The sequence below is a fragment of the Dysgonomonas reticulitermitis genome (assembly GCF_054601275.1).
The window spans coordinates 1-19,245 of sequence record NZ_BAAHWU010000035.1; the positions used below are offsets into that span (position 1 = coordinate 1).

Annotated in this window: 19 protein-coding genes; 14 read left to right on the forward strand and 5 right to left on the reverse strand. The window is 41.1% G+C overall.

Annotation, left to right across the window (positions count from 1 at the left end; genetic code table 11):
• Positions 1 to 495 precede the first annotated feature (495 nt).
• Positions 496 to 660, reverse strand: coding sequence for a hypothetical protein (locus ACYPZI_RS11840; RefSeq protein ID WP_459601841.1), 165 nt, complete (start codon positions 658 to 660; stop codon positions 496 to 498).
• Positions 661 to 1,157: 497 nt separating this feature from the next.
• On the opposite strand from ACYPZI_RS11840, the gene rbfA reads away from it, so the two are divergent.
• A complete protein-coding gene (rbfA, locus tag ACYPZI_RS11845; protein ID WP_459601843.1) occupies positions 1,158 to 1,511 on the forward strand; it encodes a 30S ribosome-binding factor RbfA in 354 nt (117 codons plus the stop codon).
• A 1-nt stretch (position 1,512) separates the two neighbouring features.
• Entirely contained in the window at positions 1,513 to 2,736 is a 1,224-nt protein-coding gene (locus tag ACYPZI_RS11850; protein WP_459601845.1) for an FtsX-like permease family protein, read from the forward strand.
• On the opposite strand, the gene ACYPZI_RS11855 is transcribed toward ACYPZI_RS11850, so the two are convergent.
• The gene (locus ACYPZI_RS11855) at positions 2,725 to 3,210 is read right to left on the reverse strand and encodes a GNAT family N-acetyltransferase (RefSeq protein ID WP_459601847.1); all 486 of its coding nucleotides are present in this window, start codon (positions 3,208 to 3,210) and stop codon (positions 2,725 to 2,727) included. The two genes, ACYPZI_RS11850 and ACYPZI_RS11855, sit on opposite strands and share 12 nt — an antisense overlap.
• Before the next feature lie 3 nt (positions 3,211 to 3,213).
• Entirely contained in the window at positions 3,214 to 3,630 is a 417-nt protein-coding gene (locus ACYPZI_RS11860) for a hypothetical protein (protein ID WP_459601849.1), read from the reverse strand.
• A 341-nt stretch (positions 3,631 to 3,971) separates the two neighbouring features.
• Between ACYPZI_RS11860 and ACYPZI_RS11865 the strand changes: the two genes are divergently transcribed.
• The 12 genes from ACYPZI_RS11865 (at position 3,972) to ACYPZI_RS11920 (ending at position 17,410) form a co-directional block, all read left to right on the forward strand.
• Positions 3,972 to 4,589 (forward strand): porin family protein, encoded by a 618-nt coding sequence (locus tag ACYPZI_RS11865; protein WP_459601851.1) that lies wholly within the window; start codon positions 3,972 to 3,974, stop codon positions 4,587 to 4,589.
• Positions 4,590 to 4,762: 173 nt separating this feature from the next.
• Positions 4,763 to 5,359, forward strand: coding sequence for a ribosome biogenesis GTP-binding protein YihA/YsxC (yihA, locus tag ACYPZI_RS11870; protein WP_459601853.1), 597 nt, complete (start codon positions 4,763 to 4,765; stop codon positions 5,357 to 5,359).
• A 43-nt stretch (positions 5,360 to 5,402) separates the two neighbouring features.
• Positions 5,403 to 6,047 (forward strand): carbohydrate-binding family 9-like protein, encoded by a 645-nt coding sequence (locus tag ACYPZI_RS11875; protein ID WP_459601855.1) that lies wholly within the window; start codon positions 5,403 to 5,405, stop codon positions 6,045 to 6,047.
• Positions 6,048 to 6,216: 169 nt separating this feature from the next.
• Positions 6,217 to 6,864: a DUF47 domain-containing protein gene (locus ACYPZI_RS11880; protein ID WP_459601857.1), complete on the forward strand. Its 648-nt coding sequence runs from the start codon at positions 6,217 to 6,219 to the stop codon at positions 6,862 to 6,864.
• Positions 6,865 to 6,873: 9 nt separating this feature from the next.
• Positions 6,874 to 7,908, forward strand: a complete 1,035-nt coding sequence (locus ACYPZI_RS11885) for an inorganic phosphate transporter (protein WP_459601859.1) — start codon at positions 6,874 to 6,876, stop codon at positions 7,906 to 7,908.
• Positions 7,909 to 8,131: 223 nt separating this feature from the next.
• A complete protein-coding gene (gene rpsA / locus ACYPZI_RS11890; protein WP_459601897.1) occupies positions 8,132 to 9,922 on the forward strand; it encodes a 30S ribosomal protein S1 in 1,791 nt (596 codons plus the stop codon).
• 166 nt (positions 9,923 to 10,088) lie between these two features.
• Positions 10,089 to 11,483 (forward strand): TolC family protein, encoded by a 1,395-nt coding sequence (locus ACYPZI_RS11895; protein WP_459601861.1) that lies wholly within the window; start codon positions 10,089 to 10,091, stop codon positions 11,481 to 11,483.
• Positions 11,484 to 11,618: 135 nt separating this feature from the next.
• Complete coding sequence (locus ACYPZI_RS11900; protein WP_459601863.1) at positions 11,619 to 12,608, forward strand: HlyD family secretion protein; 990 nt, start codon at positions 11,619 to 11,621, stop codon at positions 12,606 to 12,608.
• A gap of 82 nt (positions 12,609 to 12,690) precedes the next feature.
• Positions 12,691 to 13,851 (forward strand): ABC transporter permease, encoded by a 1,161-nt coding sequence (locus ACYPZI_RS11905; protein WP_459601865.1) that lies wholly within the window; start codon positions 12,691 to 12,693, stop codon positions 13,849 to 13,851.
• A gap of 145 nt (positions 13,852 to 13,996) precedes the next feature.
• The gene (locus ACYPZI_RS11910) at positions 13,997 to 15,193 is read left to right on the forward strand and encodes an ABC transporter permease (protein ID WP_459601867.1); all 1,197 of its coding nucleotides are present in this window, start codon (positions 13,997 to 13,999) and stop codon (positions 15,191 to 15,193) included.
• 127 nt (positions 15,194 to 15,320) lie between these two features.
• On the forward strand, positions 15,321 to 16,028 hold the full coding sequence (locus tag ACYPZI_RS11915; RefSeq protein ID WP_459601869.1) for a type 1 glutamine amidotransferase: 708 nt from the start codon (positions 15,321 to 15,323) through the stop codon (positions 16,026 to 16,028).
• Positions 16,025 to 17,410, forward strand: coding sequence for an MFS transporter (locus ACYPZI_RS11920; protein WP_459601871.1), 1,386 nt, complete (start codon positions 16,025 to 16,027; stop codon positions 17,408 to 17,410). Before ACYPZI_RS11915 ends, ACYPZI_RS11920 begins: the two co-directional genes overlap by 4 nt.
• Before the next feature lie 3 nt (positions 17,411 to 17,413).
• Here ACYPZI_RS11920 and ACYPZI_RS11925 read toward each other — a convergent pair whose 3' ends face one another.
• Together ACYPZI_RS11925 and ACYPZI_RS11930 are read right to left on the reverse strand one after the other, a co-directional pair.
• The gene (locus tag ACYPZI_RS11925) at positions 17,414 to 18,589 is read right to left on the reverse strand and encodes an ABC transporter permease (RefSeq protein WP_459601873.1); all 1,176 of its coding nucleotides are present in this window, start codon (positions 18,587 to 18,589) and stop codon (positions 17,414 to 17,416) included.
• On the reverse strand, positions 18,586 to 19,230 hold the full coding sequence (locus tag ACYPZI_RS11930) for an ATP-binding cassette domain-containing protein (RefSeq protein WP_459601875.1): 645 nt from the start codon (positions 19,228 to 19,230) through the stop codon (positions 18,586 to 18,588). Before ACYPZI_RS11930 ends, ACYPZI_RS11925 begins: the two co-directional genes overlap by 4 nt.
• Between the last annotated feature and the right edge of the window lie 15 nt (positions 19,231 to 19,245).

The window sequence follows — 19,245 nt, forward strand, 5'->3', positions numbered from 1 at the left end:
AAACTCAAATGTTTGACATTAAATAAATTCATCGGGATTGGTATGCCCGATGCTTACAAAGTGAGTTAATTTTACTTGCTACGATAGTGAAGAAAAATACCGGTTTGACTGCCGTTGCAACAAAGTCCTTTTTAGTTAAAATGAAAAGCAGGAGTTAAAAAGTTATGAGTTTTAAGTTCTGAGCGCTCACTACTCACTACTCACTACTCACTACTAACTACTGTTTACTGGTAGAAGTTTGTTACTTTTTAGTTAAATTCTGGTTTGTCATGCTGACGACAGGAAGCATCTCCTGTTTCTCGGGGATCGGGATCCTTCCCTGCGGTCAGGATGACAAAGAGGGTAGCCGCGCGAGCAAGGGCTAACGGTTATCGGCTAAAAAATAAGTGTGGAGTTTGCATAGTACATGACAAAAAATATTTTATATACATTTAAAAGACTTATTATGTTGCCCTTACAGGGTGCGGTTCCCTAGTCTGTCATCTCCCCGGGATGTTACCCCGGGCTGGAATATATCAGGCCTTCAGCCTGTTTCTTTCCACGATGCCCTGAAGGGGCTACATAATATAGCCCAATGGCAACGCCTTGGGTGGGAAAACGAAATCCTCTGAAACCGCGCCCTGTAAGGGCAATATAAGATTTTGCAATATTTTTTGTCATGTACTATGGGAGTTTGTTACTTTTTAGTTAAAAAATTATGGGTTAAAAAGTTACGAGTTTTAAGTTTAAAGTTCCGAGCGCTGACTACTGACTACTGAAGAATTATGAATTAAACAATATATTAAATATTGATAACCAATTTGCCCGTAGGGCATCCATATCAATAGAAAAAACGTGCAATACAACAACAAATCCCCAGAGGGGATTCACGAATGGACAGGTGGATGCCCTACGGGCAACTTATGAGGGGATTAGGCTGTTTTCTATTGATATGCAAGCCCTACGGGCTATTAGAAGGTATGGCCTTGTTGACTGCTGACTGTAGAAGTTTGTTACTTTTTAGTTAAAAAGTTACAAGCTTCTGTCGCTTCGCGCCATTCTTCATTTTTAGTTTTTCATTCTTCACTTTTTTGATAGGTTGCCCTGACGCTAAAGTTTTTCGTTTCAGATCTAAATAATAATTGTACTTTTGTAGTCTTGATAAAAAAGAGAAAGAAATGGATACTACCAGACAACAAAAAATAAACCGCCTGATTCAGAAAGAGCTGAGTGAATTATTCAGGAAAGAAACGGCTCAGATGCGTGGCGTGCTTGTTACTGTAAGTACAGTAAGGGTGACACCTGATTTGGGATTGGCAAAGGTTTATCTCAGCATATTCCCGTCCGGACAGGGAAAAGAGATTCTTACTAACATCAAAAGCAGTGTGAAAACTTTGCGATACGAACTTGGACAAAAGGTTGGAAAACAATTGCGTGTGATTCCCGAATTGGCTTTCTATCTGGACGACTCGCTCGATTACCTCGAAAACATCGACCGGTTGTTGAACTCTGACGATAAAAAAGAAGACTAAGTTGAACCTTCCGTTGCACATAGCCGGGCGTTACCTTTTTGCCAAAAAGTCGCATAACGCTATCAATATAATATCGCTAATCTCGGTTTGCGGTATTACGGTCGCCACAGCGGCATTGGTATGTGCATTGTCCATATTCAACGGATTTACGGAATTTTCGGCCAGGACTTTCAGCGCTTTCGATCCCGAATTGCAAATAACGCCTGCAACAGGCAAGGTCTTTGAACCGGCACAGGAAATAGCGAAGATAAAAGCTATCCCTGAAGTATCATTTGTTTCGCAAAGCTTGGAAGAAAGTGCTTTGGCGAAATTTGGAGACAGGCAGGAAGCGATTGTAATGAAAGGCGTATCTCCCGAATTTGTAGACTTGGCGAACATCAACAATCTTATCATTGACGGTCGCTTCGTATTGAAAGAAGGAGATGTTGAAGAAGCGGTTGTCGGAGCCGGACTGGCTGCATTTTTGGGCGTTCGCGCAGGCTTTCTCGATCCGGTGGAACTGTATGTGCCTAAGCGCAATGTGAATATCAACCTGGCTAATCCGTCTAATGCATTTACTCCGTCCCAGATCCATATAAGCGGAGTGTTTGCCCTCAATCAACCGAAATATGATGAGCAAGTTCTTATTATGTCCATTGGCTTAGTGCGCGAATTGCTGGACTATGAAACAGAGGTTTCTTCGCTCGACATTAAAGTGAAAGAGGGTTATGATATAGACAAAGTTCAAGGCAAAATAAAGTCTGTATTGGGTGAGAACCTGATTATTAAAAACCGCATGCAGCAACAAGAAGAAATGTATCGCATGGTTAACATCGAAAAGTGGGTTACTTTTCTTATTCTTGGCATTATTCTGGTCATTGCTGTGTTCAATATCATCGGCTCTCTCACCATGTTGATTCTGGAAAAGAACGATGATATTCAGGTCTTGCGTAATATGGGCGCGAAAAACAAACTGATTACCAGAATATTTTTATTTGAAGGCTGGCTGATAACTTTTGTCGGGGCTGTAGTGGGGTTGGCAATAGGGCTTGTCGCCTGCTTACTGCAAGAACACTATGGATTATTGAAGCTCGGATCGTCTCCGGGAGAATTTGTTATCAATGCGTATCCTGTTGCAGTAGAAACACTGGATATAGTTATTATATTCTTTACAGTGAGCCTTATCGGATTCTTGGCTGTACTGTATCCCGTTAATACGCTTCGTAAGAAATTGCTACAAAATTAATTGCCAGAATTCCACATCTATCAGTTTTCCGAATTTCACACCCGATTCCCTGAAATTCCCTATCAGTTCGAAATTAAATCTTCGGTGTAGTTTTTGGCTTTGCTCGTTGGGTAATGATATAACCCCTATCAACGAATGGATATTAATTTTCCGGGCACGGTCTATCAACTCCTGATACAGAATGCTTCCTACTCCTCCGCCTATCAGGTTGCGATCGAGATAGACACTTGTTTCCAGGGTGATGTCGTAAGCTACACGCTCCCGCCAATTGTCGAGGTAGGCATAACCAACGACTTCTCCATCTTTTTCATAAACAAAATAAGGAAACCCTTTTTTGAGGACTTTTTCGATACGTTGCCGTATATCGCTTTCGGTTACGCGGTCGTACTCAAAAGTAATGATCGTTTCTTCGATATAGTAATTATATATTTCGGCTATGCGCGCAGCATCGGCCGGGGTAACATCTCTTATCATAAGTTATTGGGCCGCATAGGGTGGTATTTCATCTTTTTGTACAGGTTGCATTGGATCTGCCGAAACAATACTGTCTACTATGAATTTAGTGTAGCCGCGCCAAGGCAGAGTGCCATAATATTCTTTGTAGTGCAGTTTTACATTTTGTCCGCTAAGAGACATTAATTTATCATACAGTTCTTTACTTTCTATGGAGAATTGAAATTCATTGGACTGTAAGCCTTGTGCTCCCGGACGGAATCCCGACTGGATTAATTCACCTTCGTAAGTTTTAAATATGATTCCTTTATGCTTTACATTATTTAGTATTCCGGCCTTTACACCCGAGTCGCTGAATGGGACGTAATATCTGATATATCCAAATATGAGTAGCCCTGCAACAATGACCGCCACAATGATCAATAATATCTTTTTTGCCATGATCTAATTATTTAATTGTTAAAACAATACGAAAAAAGTTTTGTTCAGGATACAATAAGTAATCTAAAATATTTACTGTCGCATGTCATCCTGACCGTAGGGAAGGATCTCGACCCCAAAAAGAGACACGAGATGCTTCGTTCCTCAGCATGACAAATACGACAATAAATCTTATCATTTACTTATTAATGAACTGAAAACACTTTTACCTGCCAATGCCTGAGGCTACATTCCATTAATAAGAAACGAAGATAATTTAGATTCAGCAAAAAAACAATAAAATAAATTAATATCTTTATGACATAAAATGCCCGTAATAGTAATACAAAATCTATTTTATTATGAATAAAATTAAAATTTCATTTCTTGTCATCGTTGGTATGATAATCAGTACAAATGTTTCGGCTCAACTCCCTGTTTCTTTTGGAGTAAAAGCAGGTATGAATCTTTCTGAAATTCAGAAGTTAGATGATGATATTAAGGTCGGGTTCAATGTTGGATTAACAGCCGACTTGCAATTATCGGATAACTTTTTTCTGATGTCGGGACTCGAGTTGACCAATAAAGGAGCAAAAGGGAATAGCTATAACTTGGCTGATCTGCAAGGAGTAACTTTTAAAGATGTGAAACTAAATGCCCTGTATTTGCAATTGCCAATACATGCAGGGTATAAACTGGAAGTTGCGCCTACCGTCAAACTAGTATTTCGCGTTGGTCCATATTTAGCATATGGTATAGGCGGTAAAATAAAAGGAGAAGCGGGGAATAAAAGTCTGGATATAGATTTCTTTGGAGACGATACTAACCGTTTCGATTTTGGTGTTGGCGGAGCTGTAGGAGCCGAATTTGCAGATAAAATAACTGTTAGTTTGGGTGCAGACCAAGGTTTGACAAAAATATTCAAAGACGGAGACCAAAAGAACCGTTGTGCTAATATTAGTGTCGGCTACAAATTTTAAAGAATTAAATTATAATGTTAAGGGTGAACTTACCGGTTTGCCCTTAACATTTTTATCTTTCAATATGAGATAGATTTCTAAAAATCGACTTTAGCTTCACAAACTGACTGTTTTTTCAAATCATTATGACAAAAACCCGTATCTTTGTCAATCGCAAATAAAACAAATGAAATATGATAGTAAAAGACGCTCAGTTTGTTATTAGTAACACTGACTACAGAAAATGTCCTGAGGATGGCAAACCTGAATATGCTTTCATCGGGCGCTCCAATGTAGGGAAGTCTTCTCTTATAAATATGTTGACCAACCGCAAAGGGTTGGCGATGACTTCCTCAAAACCTGGAAAAACGCAATTGATCAATCATTTTGTTATCAATAATGAATGGTATCTGGTAGACCTGCCGGGGTATGGCTATGCCCAAAGGGGAAAAGAAGGGCGTGAACAGATTCGTAAAATTATCGACAGCTATATTCTTAAGCGTACACAGCTTACGTGCTTGTTCTTGTTGCTCGATTGTCGCCACGAACCTCAGAAAATAGATATGGAATTTCTCAACTGGCTGGGAGAAGAAAGTATACCTTTTGCAATCGTGTTTACCAAAACAGATAAAATAAGCAAGGGAAGATTAGCCGATAATATCGCTGCTTATACCTCCAAATTGCAGGAAACATGGGAAGAACTCCCTGCAATCTTTTATACCTCTTCGGAACACCGATTGGGCGGAGATGAAATACTGAATTATATAGAAAAAATAAATAAAACATTGTAGAGAAATTGAACCTGAAATATAAATCTAACCTAACCCGACAACTATGTTATTTGTACCATTGATCGATGTAGCCGATGTGAATAACCCCTCTGCTATTGTAGAGTGTATGCAGGATGTGATAGTAAACGAAGTAGCGTGTGTTAACTGGCCCGGCGAGTATCCGTCTGCTCCGAAAGTGACATTCAAAATAGCACATGACGGTTCACATCTTTTCTTACATTTTTTTGTTGAGGAAAATGAAATCTTAGCCAAAGCTGCCGAAGATAACGGGCCTGTGTGGACAGACTCATGCGTGGAATTCTTTCTGTCTTTTGCCGATTCACCTTTTTACTACAATGCTGAATTTTCTTGTATCGGTAAGGCGCTTCTCGGATATAGAAAAGACAAGAAAAACGCAGAGCATGCCGGTGTAGAGGTGATGAGCTCAATTAAGCGTTACTCCAGCCTCGGATCAGAACCGTTTGATAAAAAACAAGGAGACTTTAAGTGGGATATGTTGCTTGTAATACCTGTTTCGGCATACTGGCACTCCGGTCTTAAAACTTTTAGCGGAGTCAAGGCCCGGGCTAATTTCTATAAGTGCGGAGATAACCTGACTATACCTCATTTCTTGTCATGGAATCCTATCCGGACAGAAAAACCAAATTTCCATGTCCCTCAATATTTCGGAGAACTCAATTTTGAGTAAACCCTTAAAACACAGGTGATAGCTAACCCTCAATAATAGAGATCGATACCGATTGTTACTTTTATGTTAAAAAAATATTACAATTGCGTTTTTTTTCTATCTTTGTACCAAAGGAATGGCGCGAAACATAACTGTAGTTTTCTCCTGAATATGGACATATTTAATTTTTATGAAAAATAACTTATTTGATAGGTTTAAGCCTAAAGAAAATAAATTCTTCTTATTACTTTACCAGATGGCGGAAGTCATTGTTGTAGCATCTGATCTTATTATAGAGTGTGTTCAAGCCCCTGACCATAGTTCAGCTGTAGAGCTTTATAAGAAAATAAAGGAGCAGGAACATAAAGCCGACAGTATTCAGGATGAGATATTCGAAGAATTGAATTCAACATTTATTACTCCGTTCGACCGTGAAGACATCAACCACATGTCAGGCACAATGGATGATGTAATGGATTTGATAAACAGCTGTGCAAAACGCATTATGCTTTACAGTCCCAAAACAATGCCTGAAGCCGCTATTCGTTTAGCCATCCTGGTGAAAGAGTCTGCTAGTCATTTGATACAGGCGGTGAGAGAATTGGATACGCTGAAGAAAAGACCTGAAAAGATTAAAGAATATTGTTCGTTGCTGGGTGTAGTTGAGAAAAAAGCGGATGACGTTTACGAACACTTCCTGATAGATTTGTTTGAAAACGAGACCGATGCTATTGAAGTCATCAAGCTGAAAGATATATTGCATGAGTTGGAACGTGCTACTGATGCAGCTAAGGGTGTGGGTAAAATTATTAAAACGGTTATTATAAAGTATTCATAACAATAGGACATGACTCTGATAATAATTGTAATTTTTCTTGCTCTTATTTTTGATTTTATCAACGGATTTCATGATGCAGCTAACTCTATAGCTACAATTGTTTCCACAAAAGTATTAACACCTTTTCAAGCTGTTGTATGGGCTGCATTCTTTAATTTTGTGGCCTACTTCATAGCAGTTCACTTTTTAGGTGGATTTGGCGACAGTATCGCTAACACAGTAGCAAAAACCGTACATAGCGACTTTATTACGCCATTTGTCGTTATAGCAGGCCTCATTGCCGCAATAACATGGAACTTGACGACATGGTGGTTGGGGATTCCCTCATCGTCTTCCCATACGTTGATAGGTGGTTTTGCCGGCGCTGCGATCGCGCATGGCGGATTCGCTGCTATCCATTCTTCCGTGATAATAAAGATAGCGGCATTCATATTTCTGGCCCCTATCATCGGTATGATAATGGCTACGCTTCTGACATTGCTTATAATACATATATGTAAAAATGTAAAACCTCACAAAGCCGAAACATGGTTTCGCCATTTACAGCTGGTGTCTTCTGCCTTGTTCAGTATCGGGCACGGATTGAATGACTCACAAAAAATCATGGGCATCATCGGGGCTACATTGATTGCGAGTTATGGTATAGTGGAAATGCCGCATTGGATGGAAATGCAGTCGATGGCAGAAATACATGACTGGATTCCACTAGCTTGCTTTACAGCTATAGCATTGGGCACAATGTCCGGCGGCTGGCGTATTGTGAAAACAATGGGAACAAGAATAACAAAAGTCACACCGCTGGAAGGTGTTGTAGCCGAAACGGCAGGTGCGTTAACCCTATACCTTACCGAAATACTCAAGATACCGGTAAGTACTACCCATACTATCACCGGTGCAATCATGGGAGTAGGTGCGGTCAAACGCCTGTCGGCTGTTCGCTGGGGAGTAACCAAAGATCTGCTTATAGCATGGATATTGACCATTCCCGTCAGCGCATTGGTTGCAATGATATTCTATCGTATTTTGGGCTTGATCGTTAAGTAAGATAATATAGAAATAAAAATAAAACAGGCTGGATATCCTTTTATGGATATTTAGCCTGTTTCGTTTGTATGTATATGAAAATTCAGAAGTGTATTGGAAATTTTCTTCCGGTATTTATTGCTTTATTCATTGAAAAACAATATATTTGCACCGCTTTTTAGCAAAATATGTTTAACTTTTTTAACGGTACTGATCAGGACTGGAGCCAGATCGATTTTGAATGATTGATAATTTAAAAAATGTACAGCCGGTTGCAGAATTTGACTGGGATGCGTACGAACAAGGCGATTCTTACATTGGTAAGAGCAAAGAAGAATTAATAGAAACCTACGACCAATCGTTGAACAAAGTAAACGATAAAGAAGTGGTAATGGGTAAAGTAACCTCTATGAACAAACGCGAAGTTGTTGTTAATATCGGTTACAAATCGGATGGTGTTGTATCGATGAACGAATTCCGTTACAATCCTGATCTTAAAATTGGTGACGAAGTAGAGGTTTACATCGAAAGCCAGGAAGACAAAAAAGGACAATTGATCCTGTCTCACAAGAAAGCACGCGCTACACGCTCTTGGGATCGTGTTAACGAAGCTCTTGAAAAAGACGAAATCATCAAAGGATTTATCAAATGTCGCACTAAGGGCGGTATGATCGTTGATGTATTTGGTATCGAAGCATTCTTGCCGGGATCTCAAATCGACGTGAAGCCAATCCGCGACTATGATGTATTCGTTGGTAAAACTATGGAATTCAAGGTTGTGAAAATTAACCACGAATTCAAAAACGTTGTTGTTTCACACAAAGCTCTTATCGAAGCTGAACTTGAACAACAGAAGAAAGACATTATCTCGAAACTTGAAAAAGGCCAGGTACTTGAAGGTACAGTTAAGAACATCACTTCTTACGGTGTGTTCATCGACTTGGGTGGCGTAGACGGATTGATCCACATTACAGACCTTTCTTGGGGACGTGTTCAACATCCGGAAGAAGTGGTTAAACTGGACGAGAAAATCAACGTTGTTATCCTTGATTTCGACGACGATAAAAAACGTATCGCTCTCGGCTTGAAACAATTGACTCCTCATCCATGGGATGCTCTTAGCGCTGAACTTAAAGTTGGCGATAAGGTGAAAGGTAAAGTTGTGGTTATGGCTGACTACGGTGCATTCATCGAAATAGCTCCGGGTGTGGAAGGTTTGATCCACGTATCGGAAATGAGTTGGGCTCAACACCTGCGCAGTGCACAAGACTTTATGAAAGTTGGAGACGAAGTAGAAGCCGTAGTGCTTACACTCGATCGCGACGAACGCAAAATGTCTCTAGGTATCAAACAATTGAAACCGGACCCATGGGAAAATATCGAAGAAAAATATCCTATCGGAAGCAAGCATACTGCTAAGGTTCGCAACTTCACTAACTTCGGCGTATTTGCCGAAATAGAAGAAGGAGTAGACGGATTGATCCATATTTCAGACCTTTCTTGGACTAAGAAAATCAAACACCCTAGCGAAGTAACTGCTATCGGCGCCGATATCGACGTACAAGTTCTTGAAATTGACAAAGAAAACCGTCGTTTGAGCTTAGGCCACAAACAACTTGAAGAAAATCCTTGGGATGTATTCGAAACTATCTTTACAGTAGGTTCGGTACACGAAGGAACAGTTGTAGAAATGGTTGACAAAGGTGCGGTTATCTCTCTTCCTTACGGTGTAGAAGGTTTTGCAACTCCAAAACACTTGGTGAAAGAAGACGGGTCTCAAGCTAAAGCTGAAGAAAAACTGGATTTCAAAGTGATCGAGTTTAACAAAGACTCTAAGCGTATCATTGTATCACACAGCCGTGTGTTCGAAGATGAGAGACCTGAAGCTAAAGAAGCTGCTGCTGAAAAGAAACAAAAAAGAGCTTCAGCGAAGAAAGAAGAAACTCTTCCTCAATCTAATGTAGAAAAAACTACTTTAGGTGATATCGAAGAGTTGGCTGCTTTGAAAGAAAAACTTTCAGGAGATAATAAATAAGATTTGTCTTATTTTATATAGAAAAGGTTCACTCAAAAAGTGAACCTTTTTTGTTGCAAGATGTTAAAATATTAGTGGATATATATTGTACTATAAAAAAGTATGCTAAATTTGTACTTTAGTTGCATAGACAATCAAAATATAAAACTAATGATTTAACAGCAGTATGATAAAAAAAAGCATTGGAGCAATCTTTCTTTTAACCTGCATGTTTGCATCCGGCATAATGGCGCAACAGGTATTGAGCCTCGAGCAATGCCGGAAATTGGCAATAGAAAACAATAAAGCTCTTAAAATAGCCTCGGAACAAGAACGGATTGCATATTACGAGAAGAAAGACGCCTTAACAAAATTTTTTCCTGATATATCCTTTATGGGAGGATATATGCGCAATCAAAAGAATTTGCACCTGATCTCTTCTTCGGCTATACCGCAGGGAATTACCCTGCCTTTCGATATACCGGGCATTGGCAATACTATTCCGATAAGCGATGATGTCCGCGATGCGGTATGGAAGATGGGCGAAGTGGATATTAAAAACATTTGGGCGGGCGGCTTTACACTTACTCAGCCCGTGTTTACGGGTGGTAAGATAATAGCTTACAACGACTTGAGATCATATGCTCAGGATCTGGCTAAGACGATGAAAGAAAGCCGGATGACAGAGGTGCTTGTAGAAGTAGATAATGCTTATTGGCAAGTAGTCTCGGTTGCAAATAAAAAAAGATTGGCCGAATCGTTTGTGAAATTAATGCAGAAAATAGATTCCGATATTTCGGCGATGGAGCAGGAAGGACTTGCTACTAAAGCCGACAGGCTATCGGTAAATGTGAAATTGAACGAAGCAGAGATGACGTTGACCAAAGCAGAAAACGGTTTAAGTCTGTCCAAGATGCTTTTATCTCAAATTTGCGGATTGGAGATAAGCGACCAGATTATACTGAACGATGAAAATATTGAAAGCATACAGAGTGAAGATAACACTGCTGATATTCTGAATATAGACGAAGCTTTATCGAACAGGACAGAGATTAAAAGTCTGGAATTGGCAACAAAAATATACGGCAAGCAAGAGAAAATAGCTTTATCCGAGTTTATGCCTAACGTCGCTCTAACAGCTAATTATCTATGGACAAATCCCAATATGTTCGATGGATTTGAAAAAAAGTTTGGAGGGATGTGGAATGTAGGAGTCATTGTTAAAGTGCCGTTGAATTTTGTGTCGAGCTCGTCTAAATTGAATGTAGCCAAAGCGCAAACCCGCATCAAAAAGTTTGAACTGGAAGAAGCAAAGGAGAAAATAAAACTACAGATCAATCAGTCTTCATATAAACTGACCGAAGCTCAGAAAAAATATACCTCTGCGCAAAAGAATGTAGACAAAGCCGATGAAAATCTCAGGTATGCCAATGCCGGTTTCGAAGAAGGAGTAATTGCCGCATCCGATGTGATGGCAGCCCACACCGCATGGCTGTCTGCTCATTCCGAACTGATAGATGCACAGATAGATATAATCCTTTGCCGTATATACCTGAACAAGGCTTTAGGTCGTAAGATATAGGCCCCCTATCCCCCAAAGGGGGGATTAAAATAATATTAATGAATAAAATACCCTCATCAAAGCCTCCCCTTGAACTCCCTCCCTTTAGGGGAGGGTTGGGGTGGGGCCGTTGGAGGGGCTAATTATAATACAGATATGGATACAGAAAAAAAATCGGGATCGAAACTAATACCTATTTTAGTTTTTGCCGCAATAATTATTGCTGTTGGGCTTTATGGCTTCTTTTTCCTGAATCAGAAAGACAATATTATACAGGGAGAAGCTGATGTCACCGAAGTGCGTATATCGAGTAAAGTTCCGGGACGTATTTCCCGTTACTTAGTTGACGAGGGCAGTTTTGTGAAAAAAGGTGACACACTTGCTGTCCTTAGCATACCCGACATCGACGCTAAACTGGCTCAGGCTAGTGCTGCTCAACAAGGAGCTGCTGCCCAAAACCAAAAAGCCATAAAAGGTGCTCGTGTAGAACAGATACAGGGTGCTTACGAAATGTGGCAAAAGGCAAAAGTTGGAGTAGACATAGCTCAAAAATCATTTACCCGTGTGAAGAACCTGTTCGACAAGGGAGTAGTTACAGCGCAGAAAAAAGATGAGGTGGAAGCTCAGCTTAACGCTGCCATCGCTACCGAAAAAGCTGCTAAGTCGCAGTACGATATGGCTGTAAACGGAGCCGAACGCGAAGATAAAGAAGCTGCATTGGCCATGCTGGAACGGGCAAAAGGCGCGGTAGCCGAAGTAGAATCTTATATTTCGGAAAGTTATCTGATATCGCCGGTTGATGGAAAAGTAACAGAGAAATTTCCGAACGAAGGTGAACTTGTAGGCACAGGGGCTCCGATTATGAATGTGGCTAAACTGGATGACAAATGGGGTTCTTTCAATATTCGCGAAGATCGTTTGAAAGATTATAAAGATATAGGTACTACTTTCAAAGCTTACGTTCCTGCTTTAGACAAAGAAGTGGAAATGACTGTGTATTATGTAAAGGATTTAGGCTCTTACGCTGCGTGGAAAGCTACAAAGACTACAGGCCAGTTCGACCGCAAAACGTTTGAAGTGAAAGCACGATTTAAAGATGCATCGGTAGATGTACTTCCGGGTATGTCCCTTATTATAAAAGAATAGATTAATGTGCTAATTAGTAAATTTGAAGATTTGAAAATGGTACAAAGTGATATAACGTCATTCGCTAATTACTCATAACTAAATGACAGGTATACTGGCAATATTCAAAAGAGAATGGCTGCGCATTTCCTCCTCCAAGATATGCATCTGGGGGATATTTGTCGCGCCCCTTTTGTCCATGATCATACTTCTGTGGATGATGGATAGCGGACTTCCCTCCCGCATCCCTATTGCTGTTGTCGATCTGGATAATACGACTACCTCACGCTCATTGGTCCGCCAGTTGGATGCATTCGAAAAGACAGATATTAAATATAAGAGTTTGTCTTTCAGAGAGGCGCGTCAGCAAATGGAGCAAATGGAAGTTTATGCTGTGTTGACTATACCGAAAGATTTTACGAAGGATGCCATTTCAGGAAATCGTCCGAAACTTGTTTATTATACTAACAATGCTTTTCTTATTTCGGGTTCGCTTCTGTTTCAGGATCTGAAAACAATATCGACTTTGGCCTCGGCCTCTGTCGGATTGAAAACGGCTATGGCAAAAGGTTATACCGAAAACCAAATAATGCCGGTTTTACAGCCGATAACAATAGACAGTCACCCTATCGGCAATCCGTGGCTTAATTATTCTGTATACCTGAACAACGTTATACTGCCCGGCATACTGCAACTGATTATCCTGATATTCACTGTATCGGCTCTCGGTTCTGAGATAAAAATGGGAACGGCGCGCAAGCTGATGGATATGGGGAATGGCTCTATTGTTAAAGTTCTGGCAGGCAAGATGATACCTTATACGATGATCTATCTGGGTATAGCCTTGTTGTTTATGTCGGTACTTTATGTTTATAATCATTTTCCGCTGCACAGTGGATTCTGGCCGATGTTCTTCAACTACCTATGTCTGATTTTGGCAGCTCAGGGAACAGGGATCATCTTGTTGGGTGTGTTCCGTAACTATCGTCTGGCGCTTAGTATTGCCAGCCTTATCGGTATGGTTTCGTTCTCTATCGCCGGTTTTTCATTCTCTACATTGGCGATGGACGGAAGCCTGAGCGCATTGAGTAATTTAGTCCCTTTGCGGCATTTCTTCCTTATATATATAGATCAGGCGCTGAATGGCATTTCTGTCGGTTATTCGATGTATCACTATGCCGCCCTTTTTGGTTTTGTATTGCTGTCTGTATTTTTCTTTGGAGTAGTGAAGCGACTGTTGAAAGACAATGTATATGAACCTTAAATGTGCCAATTAGCAAATGTGAAAATAAGCCAATGGCGCAAAGCGAATTAAGTAGTTGAAAATTATAAGTGAAAGGTTATAAGAGAAAAGGGCTAACAGCTAAAGGCTAATAGCCAACAGCTAATAGCCAACAGCTAAAATAATTATGAAAAAATTATTGCTCGACATATATTACGTTTGGATCAACGAACTCAAAGTTGTTTTCCGGGATCCGGCCGTTATTCTGCTGTTCTTTATCGTTCCGCTGGCTTATCCTGTTTTATACAGCTTTATATATAATAACGAAGTTGCGCATGAGGTAAAAGTGATCGTAGTAGACGACTCTCATTCGGCTCTCTCACGAGAATTTAAACGTAAGGTGGATGCTACTGCCGATGTTAAAGTTGTCGGTTATGCTACCGATATGGAAGAGGCCCGTGAAGCCCTTCGTCGCAAGGAAGCTTACGGGATCGTGTATATACCGGGCGATTTCAGCCGGAGGATCAATACGCAACGGCAAACATCGGTAAGTGTTTATGCCGATATGAGCAGTTTACTTTTTTATAAAGCTATGCTATTAAGTGCTACGGAAGTTTCATTGGATATGGGGGCTGATATCCGGGTGGCGGAAACCGGAGGCGGTAGCCGGGAAGAAGATGCTACTACACGTCAGGCAGTAGAGAGCGAGTGGGTTGTTTTGTATAATACTCAGAATGGATTTGCCAGTTTCTTGGTTCCGGCAATACTTATACTTATCATCCAGCAAACGCTGATGCTGGGCATAGCGACTATTATAGGTACTCACAACGATAAAAAACGCTTTACCTTAGCCTCGCATACATCCGAAGGGAAGAATGTCGGCGCCTTGAAACTCACTATCGGGAAGGCTTTTTGCTATGCATCCCTGTATATGTTGATCTCGGTGTGGGTATTAAGGGTTGTGCCTTATATCTTCAAATTTCCGCAGATAGGCGATCCGTTTACTATTGCCGCGTTTTTGATGCCATATCTATTGGCTGCGACTTTCTTCAGTATGACATTGTCCTATTTTTGCTCGCAGCGGGAGTTCGGCATGCTTCTTTTCGTATTCACCAGTGTTATCTTTATCTTTATATCGGGTATTTCATGGCCTTGGACGGCAATCCCTGCACCGATACAATCGATTGCTTACATAATCCCGTCGACTCCGGGGATACACGGCTTTGTTAAAATAAGTACGATGGGCGCAACCCTGCGGGATGTCTGGCCGGAATATATCACCCTGTGGGTACATTCGGCAGTATATTGCTTAACAGCAGTGTTGATGTACAAATGGTGGATACAAAACTACGATCCGAAATATAAGGGGATGCTGATCAGGTGACAGCGATTATATGAATATCAGTAGTCTTTCAAAGTTTTATTAACAACCTGATCCTCTAAAAATCTACCCCTTTAATTTCTGAATGATCGAACATTTTGGTACTTTTAGAATCAAAATGAAATATCATATGAGTAAGTCTGTATGCAGGGTTCACTATATCCAACATGTTTCGTACGAGGGGATTGGATATATCGGCGAGTGGATAAAGGAGAACGGAAGCCAATTGTCGGTAACAAAAATGTATGACGAGCATATTTTCCCTAATTTGGAAACGTTCGATCTGCTTGTGGTTATGGGAGGACCGATGGGCGCTTACGACGAAGATATATTCCCTTGGTTGAGAGGAGAAAAAGAATTTATCCGACAAGCCATAGATGCCGATAAAGCCGTGCTGGGCATCTGCCTCGGATCGCAACTTATAGCGAATGTTTTGGGAGCTAAAGTCTATCCTGCGAAAGAAAAGGAAATAGGCTGGTGGCCTGTAACATTTACCGACTCTGCTGCACAAGAGTTATTCGGTAGCAATGAACTATCTCCTGTCGTTTTTCAGTGGCATGGCGATACATTCGATTTGCCCGTTGGTGTTAAACATTTGGCATCGAGCGAAGCTTTCCCAAATCAGGCATTTCTATACAAGGACAATGTGTTGGCTTTGCAATTTCATTTTGAAGCGACAGAAGAAAGTTGCAATGATATAATTGATAATGGATATGAAGAGCAAACCAAAGGGAAATATATCCGGTCGAAAGCGGATGTATTTTCCGGATTTTGCAACATTCCCGCATCAAACCAAATGATGAAAACAGTACTTGATAATCTAACAAAAAGACTATGAAACAAGCAGATTCTGTAAAATCTCCATCCAATATAGGAGCTTTATTGTTCATCCTTTGTCTTGCTTCCTCTCTTGTCCCTTTTATGAGCTCGGCTCTCAATCTGGCATTGCCTTATATCAACAAAGATCTGACACTGAATACTGTTATGCTCGGCTGGATACCTACCGCTTACATGTTGTCTACGGCAATATTGCAAATACCATGCGCCCGTTTTGCAGACATGACAGGCCGCAAAAGGGTCTTTATATGGGGTGTCGTCATACTTACAGTGTTTTCTGTACTCAGCGGACTGGCTACCACAGGGGTGGTGCTTATCATATATCGCTTCCTGGCGGGAATAGGCAGCGCCATGATGTTCGGAACCAGCACGGCGATCCTTACTTCATCCGTTCCTGCCGAAAAACGCGGATGGGCGATGGGTATAATCTCAGCTTCGGTTTATTTTTCTCTTGCAGCAGGGCCTTTTATCGGTGGACTTCTGACTCAATATCTCGATTGGCATAGTATTTTCTTCGTTTCGGCAGCCGTAAGTTTTATCGTGGCTGTTGGTGGGTACTATATCATAAAGGATGATTGGAAAGAGGAAACAAAAAGCAAATTTGACACCATAGGTTCTATCTTGTTTGCCATTGGACTGTCTGCTCTTATCTACGGATTTACAACTTTGCCGCGCTTTCAGGGATTTATTTTTATTGGCGTAGGTATAGTTGTTTTGCTGATATTCGCATTCTATGAAAAGAAGCAGGAGTTCCCTGTGTTTAACATACGTGTGTTTCTTGAGAACAAAGTTTTCCGTCTGTCGTCCCTGTCTGCCCTAATCAACTATTCGGCTACTTTTGCTATCTCTTTTATGTTGAGCCTATATCTTCAGAATGTACGAGGGCTTACTCCCCGCGACGCAGGTCTGTTACTTATTATTCAGTCGGTAGTACAGGCAGTAGCATCTTTGAAATCGGGAAGCCTTTCCGATAAAATGTCTGCTACCTTTTTGGCAACACTCGGCATGAGTATTATTGCTGTCGGTCTGGTTGGACTGTGCTTTATCTCCGAAGGTACAAGTTATTATTTTCTGGGAGGAATGCTGATTTTACTGGGTCTTGGCTTTGGAATATTCTCGTCGCCGAATACGAATATTATAATGAGCTCGGTAGAAAAGAAACATTATGGATTGGCTTCGGCTACAATGGGAACGATGCGCCTTACCGGACAATCGCTCAGCATGGGTATCGCCATCATGTCTATATCGCTGATGGTGGGTAATATAAATATGTCGGCCGTGTCGCCTGCTAAGTTTATAAACAGTATGCAGATTACTTTTGTTATTTGCCTTATACTTTGTCTGTTTGGTATTTATGCGTCTTCGGTGAGGGGGAAGAAGTAAAAATCACTCCACCTTCCTTCTTATCACCAATATATTCAGGCAAGACAGAAGGACAAATATAACTACTCCACCTACGAGAGCAGGCAGTATTCCCGAACCTTCGAAGTCTACCCATACATCGCGAACCACTTCGCAGTATTTTATCCGTACCAATATGACAGTTGTCAGAGCCAGCAGTAGCACAACAAGATTCATCCCTACCGATAACAGTTCATACGGACGGATAACTCTTTTCTTGGCGTACCCTATCAGTCGCAGGTTGCGCAGCTTCTCCATATTCTTTTCCAGCAGGAGATAGATACTCAGCGTAAGGACAAAGAACGACAGGGCGCAAATGATAAGTCCTACGGCAATGACAATCCCCACAATTATTTTGAGGAAATACGACATCTTACTCACCGCCGAATTTTCGCCTTCCACTTCATAACCGTGCTTGCCGAGGAAAGTGGCAATATTAGGATCGGCAGGATTGTTGATCTCTACCATCAGGCGGCTGGGTTTCGCGTTTGCTTGCTCGCCGAAATTCTCATTCGCCCACTTCATAAACGATTCGGGTACGAGTATGGTATTTATCCGGCTCGAGAATCCGACAATCTTCCCTTGAAAATCTTTGTAGTTGTGTCTTCCCGAAATGGTAATATCGATATTGACCATATTGACAAGACCTTCCGATATTTTAGGCATGGAACGCGCCTCCGCGAATCCGAAGTTGTACAAATCCAGATAGTTCTTCGGCAGGATGATAGGGATGAAATTATCATCGGGAGAAAACTTCCAGCTATCGGTTTTCACATCGATGAAATCATCGGGAACGGACTCGAAGAACATTTCGGTATTTATTCCCTTCTGACTGAAATTGACACCTCCGAATACTTTAAACCGTGACGGAGTAAAAGCTCCTACCTGCATTGCAAAACTGGTGTTCTTTATATCTTCCAGTTCTTTTGGCGAGAAGCCCGAAGCCTCGGGATTCAAAGTGTTGAATACTCCGACCTTTTTAGTCAGCACGAGGAAGTCGCGTTTCATAACGGCGTCTTTCTCCGAGAACAACGGATTGATATCCGAATAAAACTGAATACCCAGCAATACGATGGTCAACCCGATGAGGTTTGCTATGAAGAATCCGGCAAATTGCCCTTTGCTTATATTTTGTTTTAGTAGTTTCCAGATAAGGTTCATAGCGAAAGTATTTGTGAATAGTCCATTGGTAAATCTTTTCCGATAGATGTAACGATAAGCCCTGCACCCTGTGTCGCCACTTCGTCTTTGACAAGCGATGCTATGATTGCAGCATTATTATCGTCGAGGTGGCTGATAGGTTCATCCAGAAACAGGAAATCGAAAGGCTGACACAGCGAACGGATAACAGCGACCCGCTGTTGTTGTCCCCACGACATTTTTCCGACGGGTTGATTTTTGCGGTATGCGATGCCCAACTGTTCGAACAGGACATCTATTTCTGCATCTGTTTTATGATGGCTAAGGTTGTTTTTCAGTTGTATGTTTTCTATCGCTGTCAATTCGGGAAAAAGGCGCAGTTCCTGAAACAGAAGGCTCAGATGTTTGCTTCGGATGATATCCCACTGTTTTTTTTCAATGTTTCTTACCTCCGTTTCGTCAAAAAGGATCTGCCCCGAAAAATCAACTCTGTAGCCATAGATATAGCTACAGAGTGAACTTTTTCCTAAGCCTGATTCGGCTTTTATAAGATAAGATTTTCCCTTTTCGAAACCAATATTTTTATTCCACACTTCCGATCCTATGTCCGGCTTATCGGCAAACGCTTCCGGCAGCGTGTTTTTGAGAGAAATCCTATTCATATTTTTTAATTTCTA

What these genes read in the sequence shown, in the direction of transcription:
- ACYPZI_RS11840 (WP_459601841.1), bottom strand. Translation starts at nt 660, where the DNA reads ATGACAAAAAATATTGCAAAATCTTATATTGCCCTTACAGGGCGCGGT.
- rbfA (WP_459601843.1), top strand. Translation starts at nt 1,158, where the DNA reads ATGGATACTACCAGACAACAAAAAATAAACCGCCTGATTCAGAAAGAG.
- ACYPZI_RS11855 (WP_459601847.1), bottom strand. Translation starts at nt 3,210, where the DNA reads ATGATAAGAGATGTTACCCCGGCCGATGCTGCGCGCATAGCCGAAATA.
- ACYPZI_RS11860 (WP_459601849.1), bottom strand. Translation starts at nt 3,630, where the DNA reads ATGGCAAAAAAGATATTATTGATCATTGTGGCGGTCATTGTTGCAGGG.
- ACYPZI_RS11865 (WP_459601851.1), top strand. Translation starts at nt 3,972, where the DNA reads ATGAATAAAATTAAAATTTCATTTCTTGTCATCGTTGGTATGATAATC.
- yihA (WP_459601853.1), top strand. Translation starts at nt 4,763, where the DNA reads ATGATAGTAAAAGACGCTCAGTTTGTTATTAGTAACACTGACTACAGA.
- ACYPZI_RS11875 (WP_459601855.1), top strand. Translation starts at nt 5,403, where the DNA reads ATGTTATTTGTACCATTGATCGATGTAGCCGATGTGAATAACCCCTCT.
- ACYPZI_RS11880 (WP_459601857.1), top strand. Translation starts at nt 6,217, where the DNA reads ATGAAAAATAACTTATTTGATAGGTTTAAGCCTAAAGAAAATAAATTC.
- ACYPZI_RS11885 (WP_459601859.1), top strand. Translation starts at nt 6,874, where the DNA reads ATGACTCTGATAATAATTGTAATTTTTCTTGCTCTTATTTTTGATTTT.
- ACYPZI_RS11895 (WP_459601861.1), top strand. Translation starts at nt 10,089, where the DNA reads ATGATAAAAAAAAGCATTGGAGCAATCTTTCTTTTAACCTGCATGTTT.
- ACYPZI_RS11900 (WP_459601863.1), top strand. Translation starts at nt 11,619, where the DNA reads ATGGATACAGAAAAAAAATCGGGATCGAAACTAATACCTATTTTAGTT.
- ACYPZI_RS11905 (WP_459601865.1), top strand. Translation starts at nt 12,691, where the DNA reads ATGACAGGTATACTGGCAATATTCAAAAGAGAATGGCTGCGCATTTCC.
- ACYPZI_RS11910 (WP_459601867.1), top strand. Translation starts at nt 13,997, where the DNA reads ATGAAAAAATTATTGCTCGACATATATTACGTTTGGATCAACGAACTC.
- ACYPZI_RS11915 (WP_459601869.1), top strand. Translation starts at nt 15,321, where the DNA reads ATGAGTAAGTCTGTATGCAGGGTTCACTATATCCAACATGTTTCGTAC.
- ACYPZI_RS11920 (WP_459601871.1), top strand. Translation starts at nt 16,025, where the DNA reads ATGAAACAAGCAGATTCTGTAAAATCTCCATCCAATATAGGAGCTTTA.
- ACYPZI_RS11925 (WP_459601873.1), bottom strand. Translation starts at nt 18,589, where the DNA reads ATGAACCTTATCTGGAAACTACTAAAACAAAATATAAGCAAAGGGCAA.
- ACYPZI_RS11930 (WP_459601875.1), bottom strand. Translation starts at nt 19,230, where the DNA reads ATGAATAGGATTTCTCTCAAAAACACGCTGCCGGAAGCGTTTGCCGAT.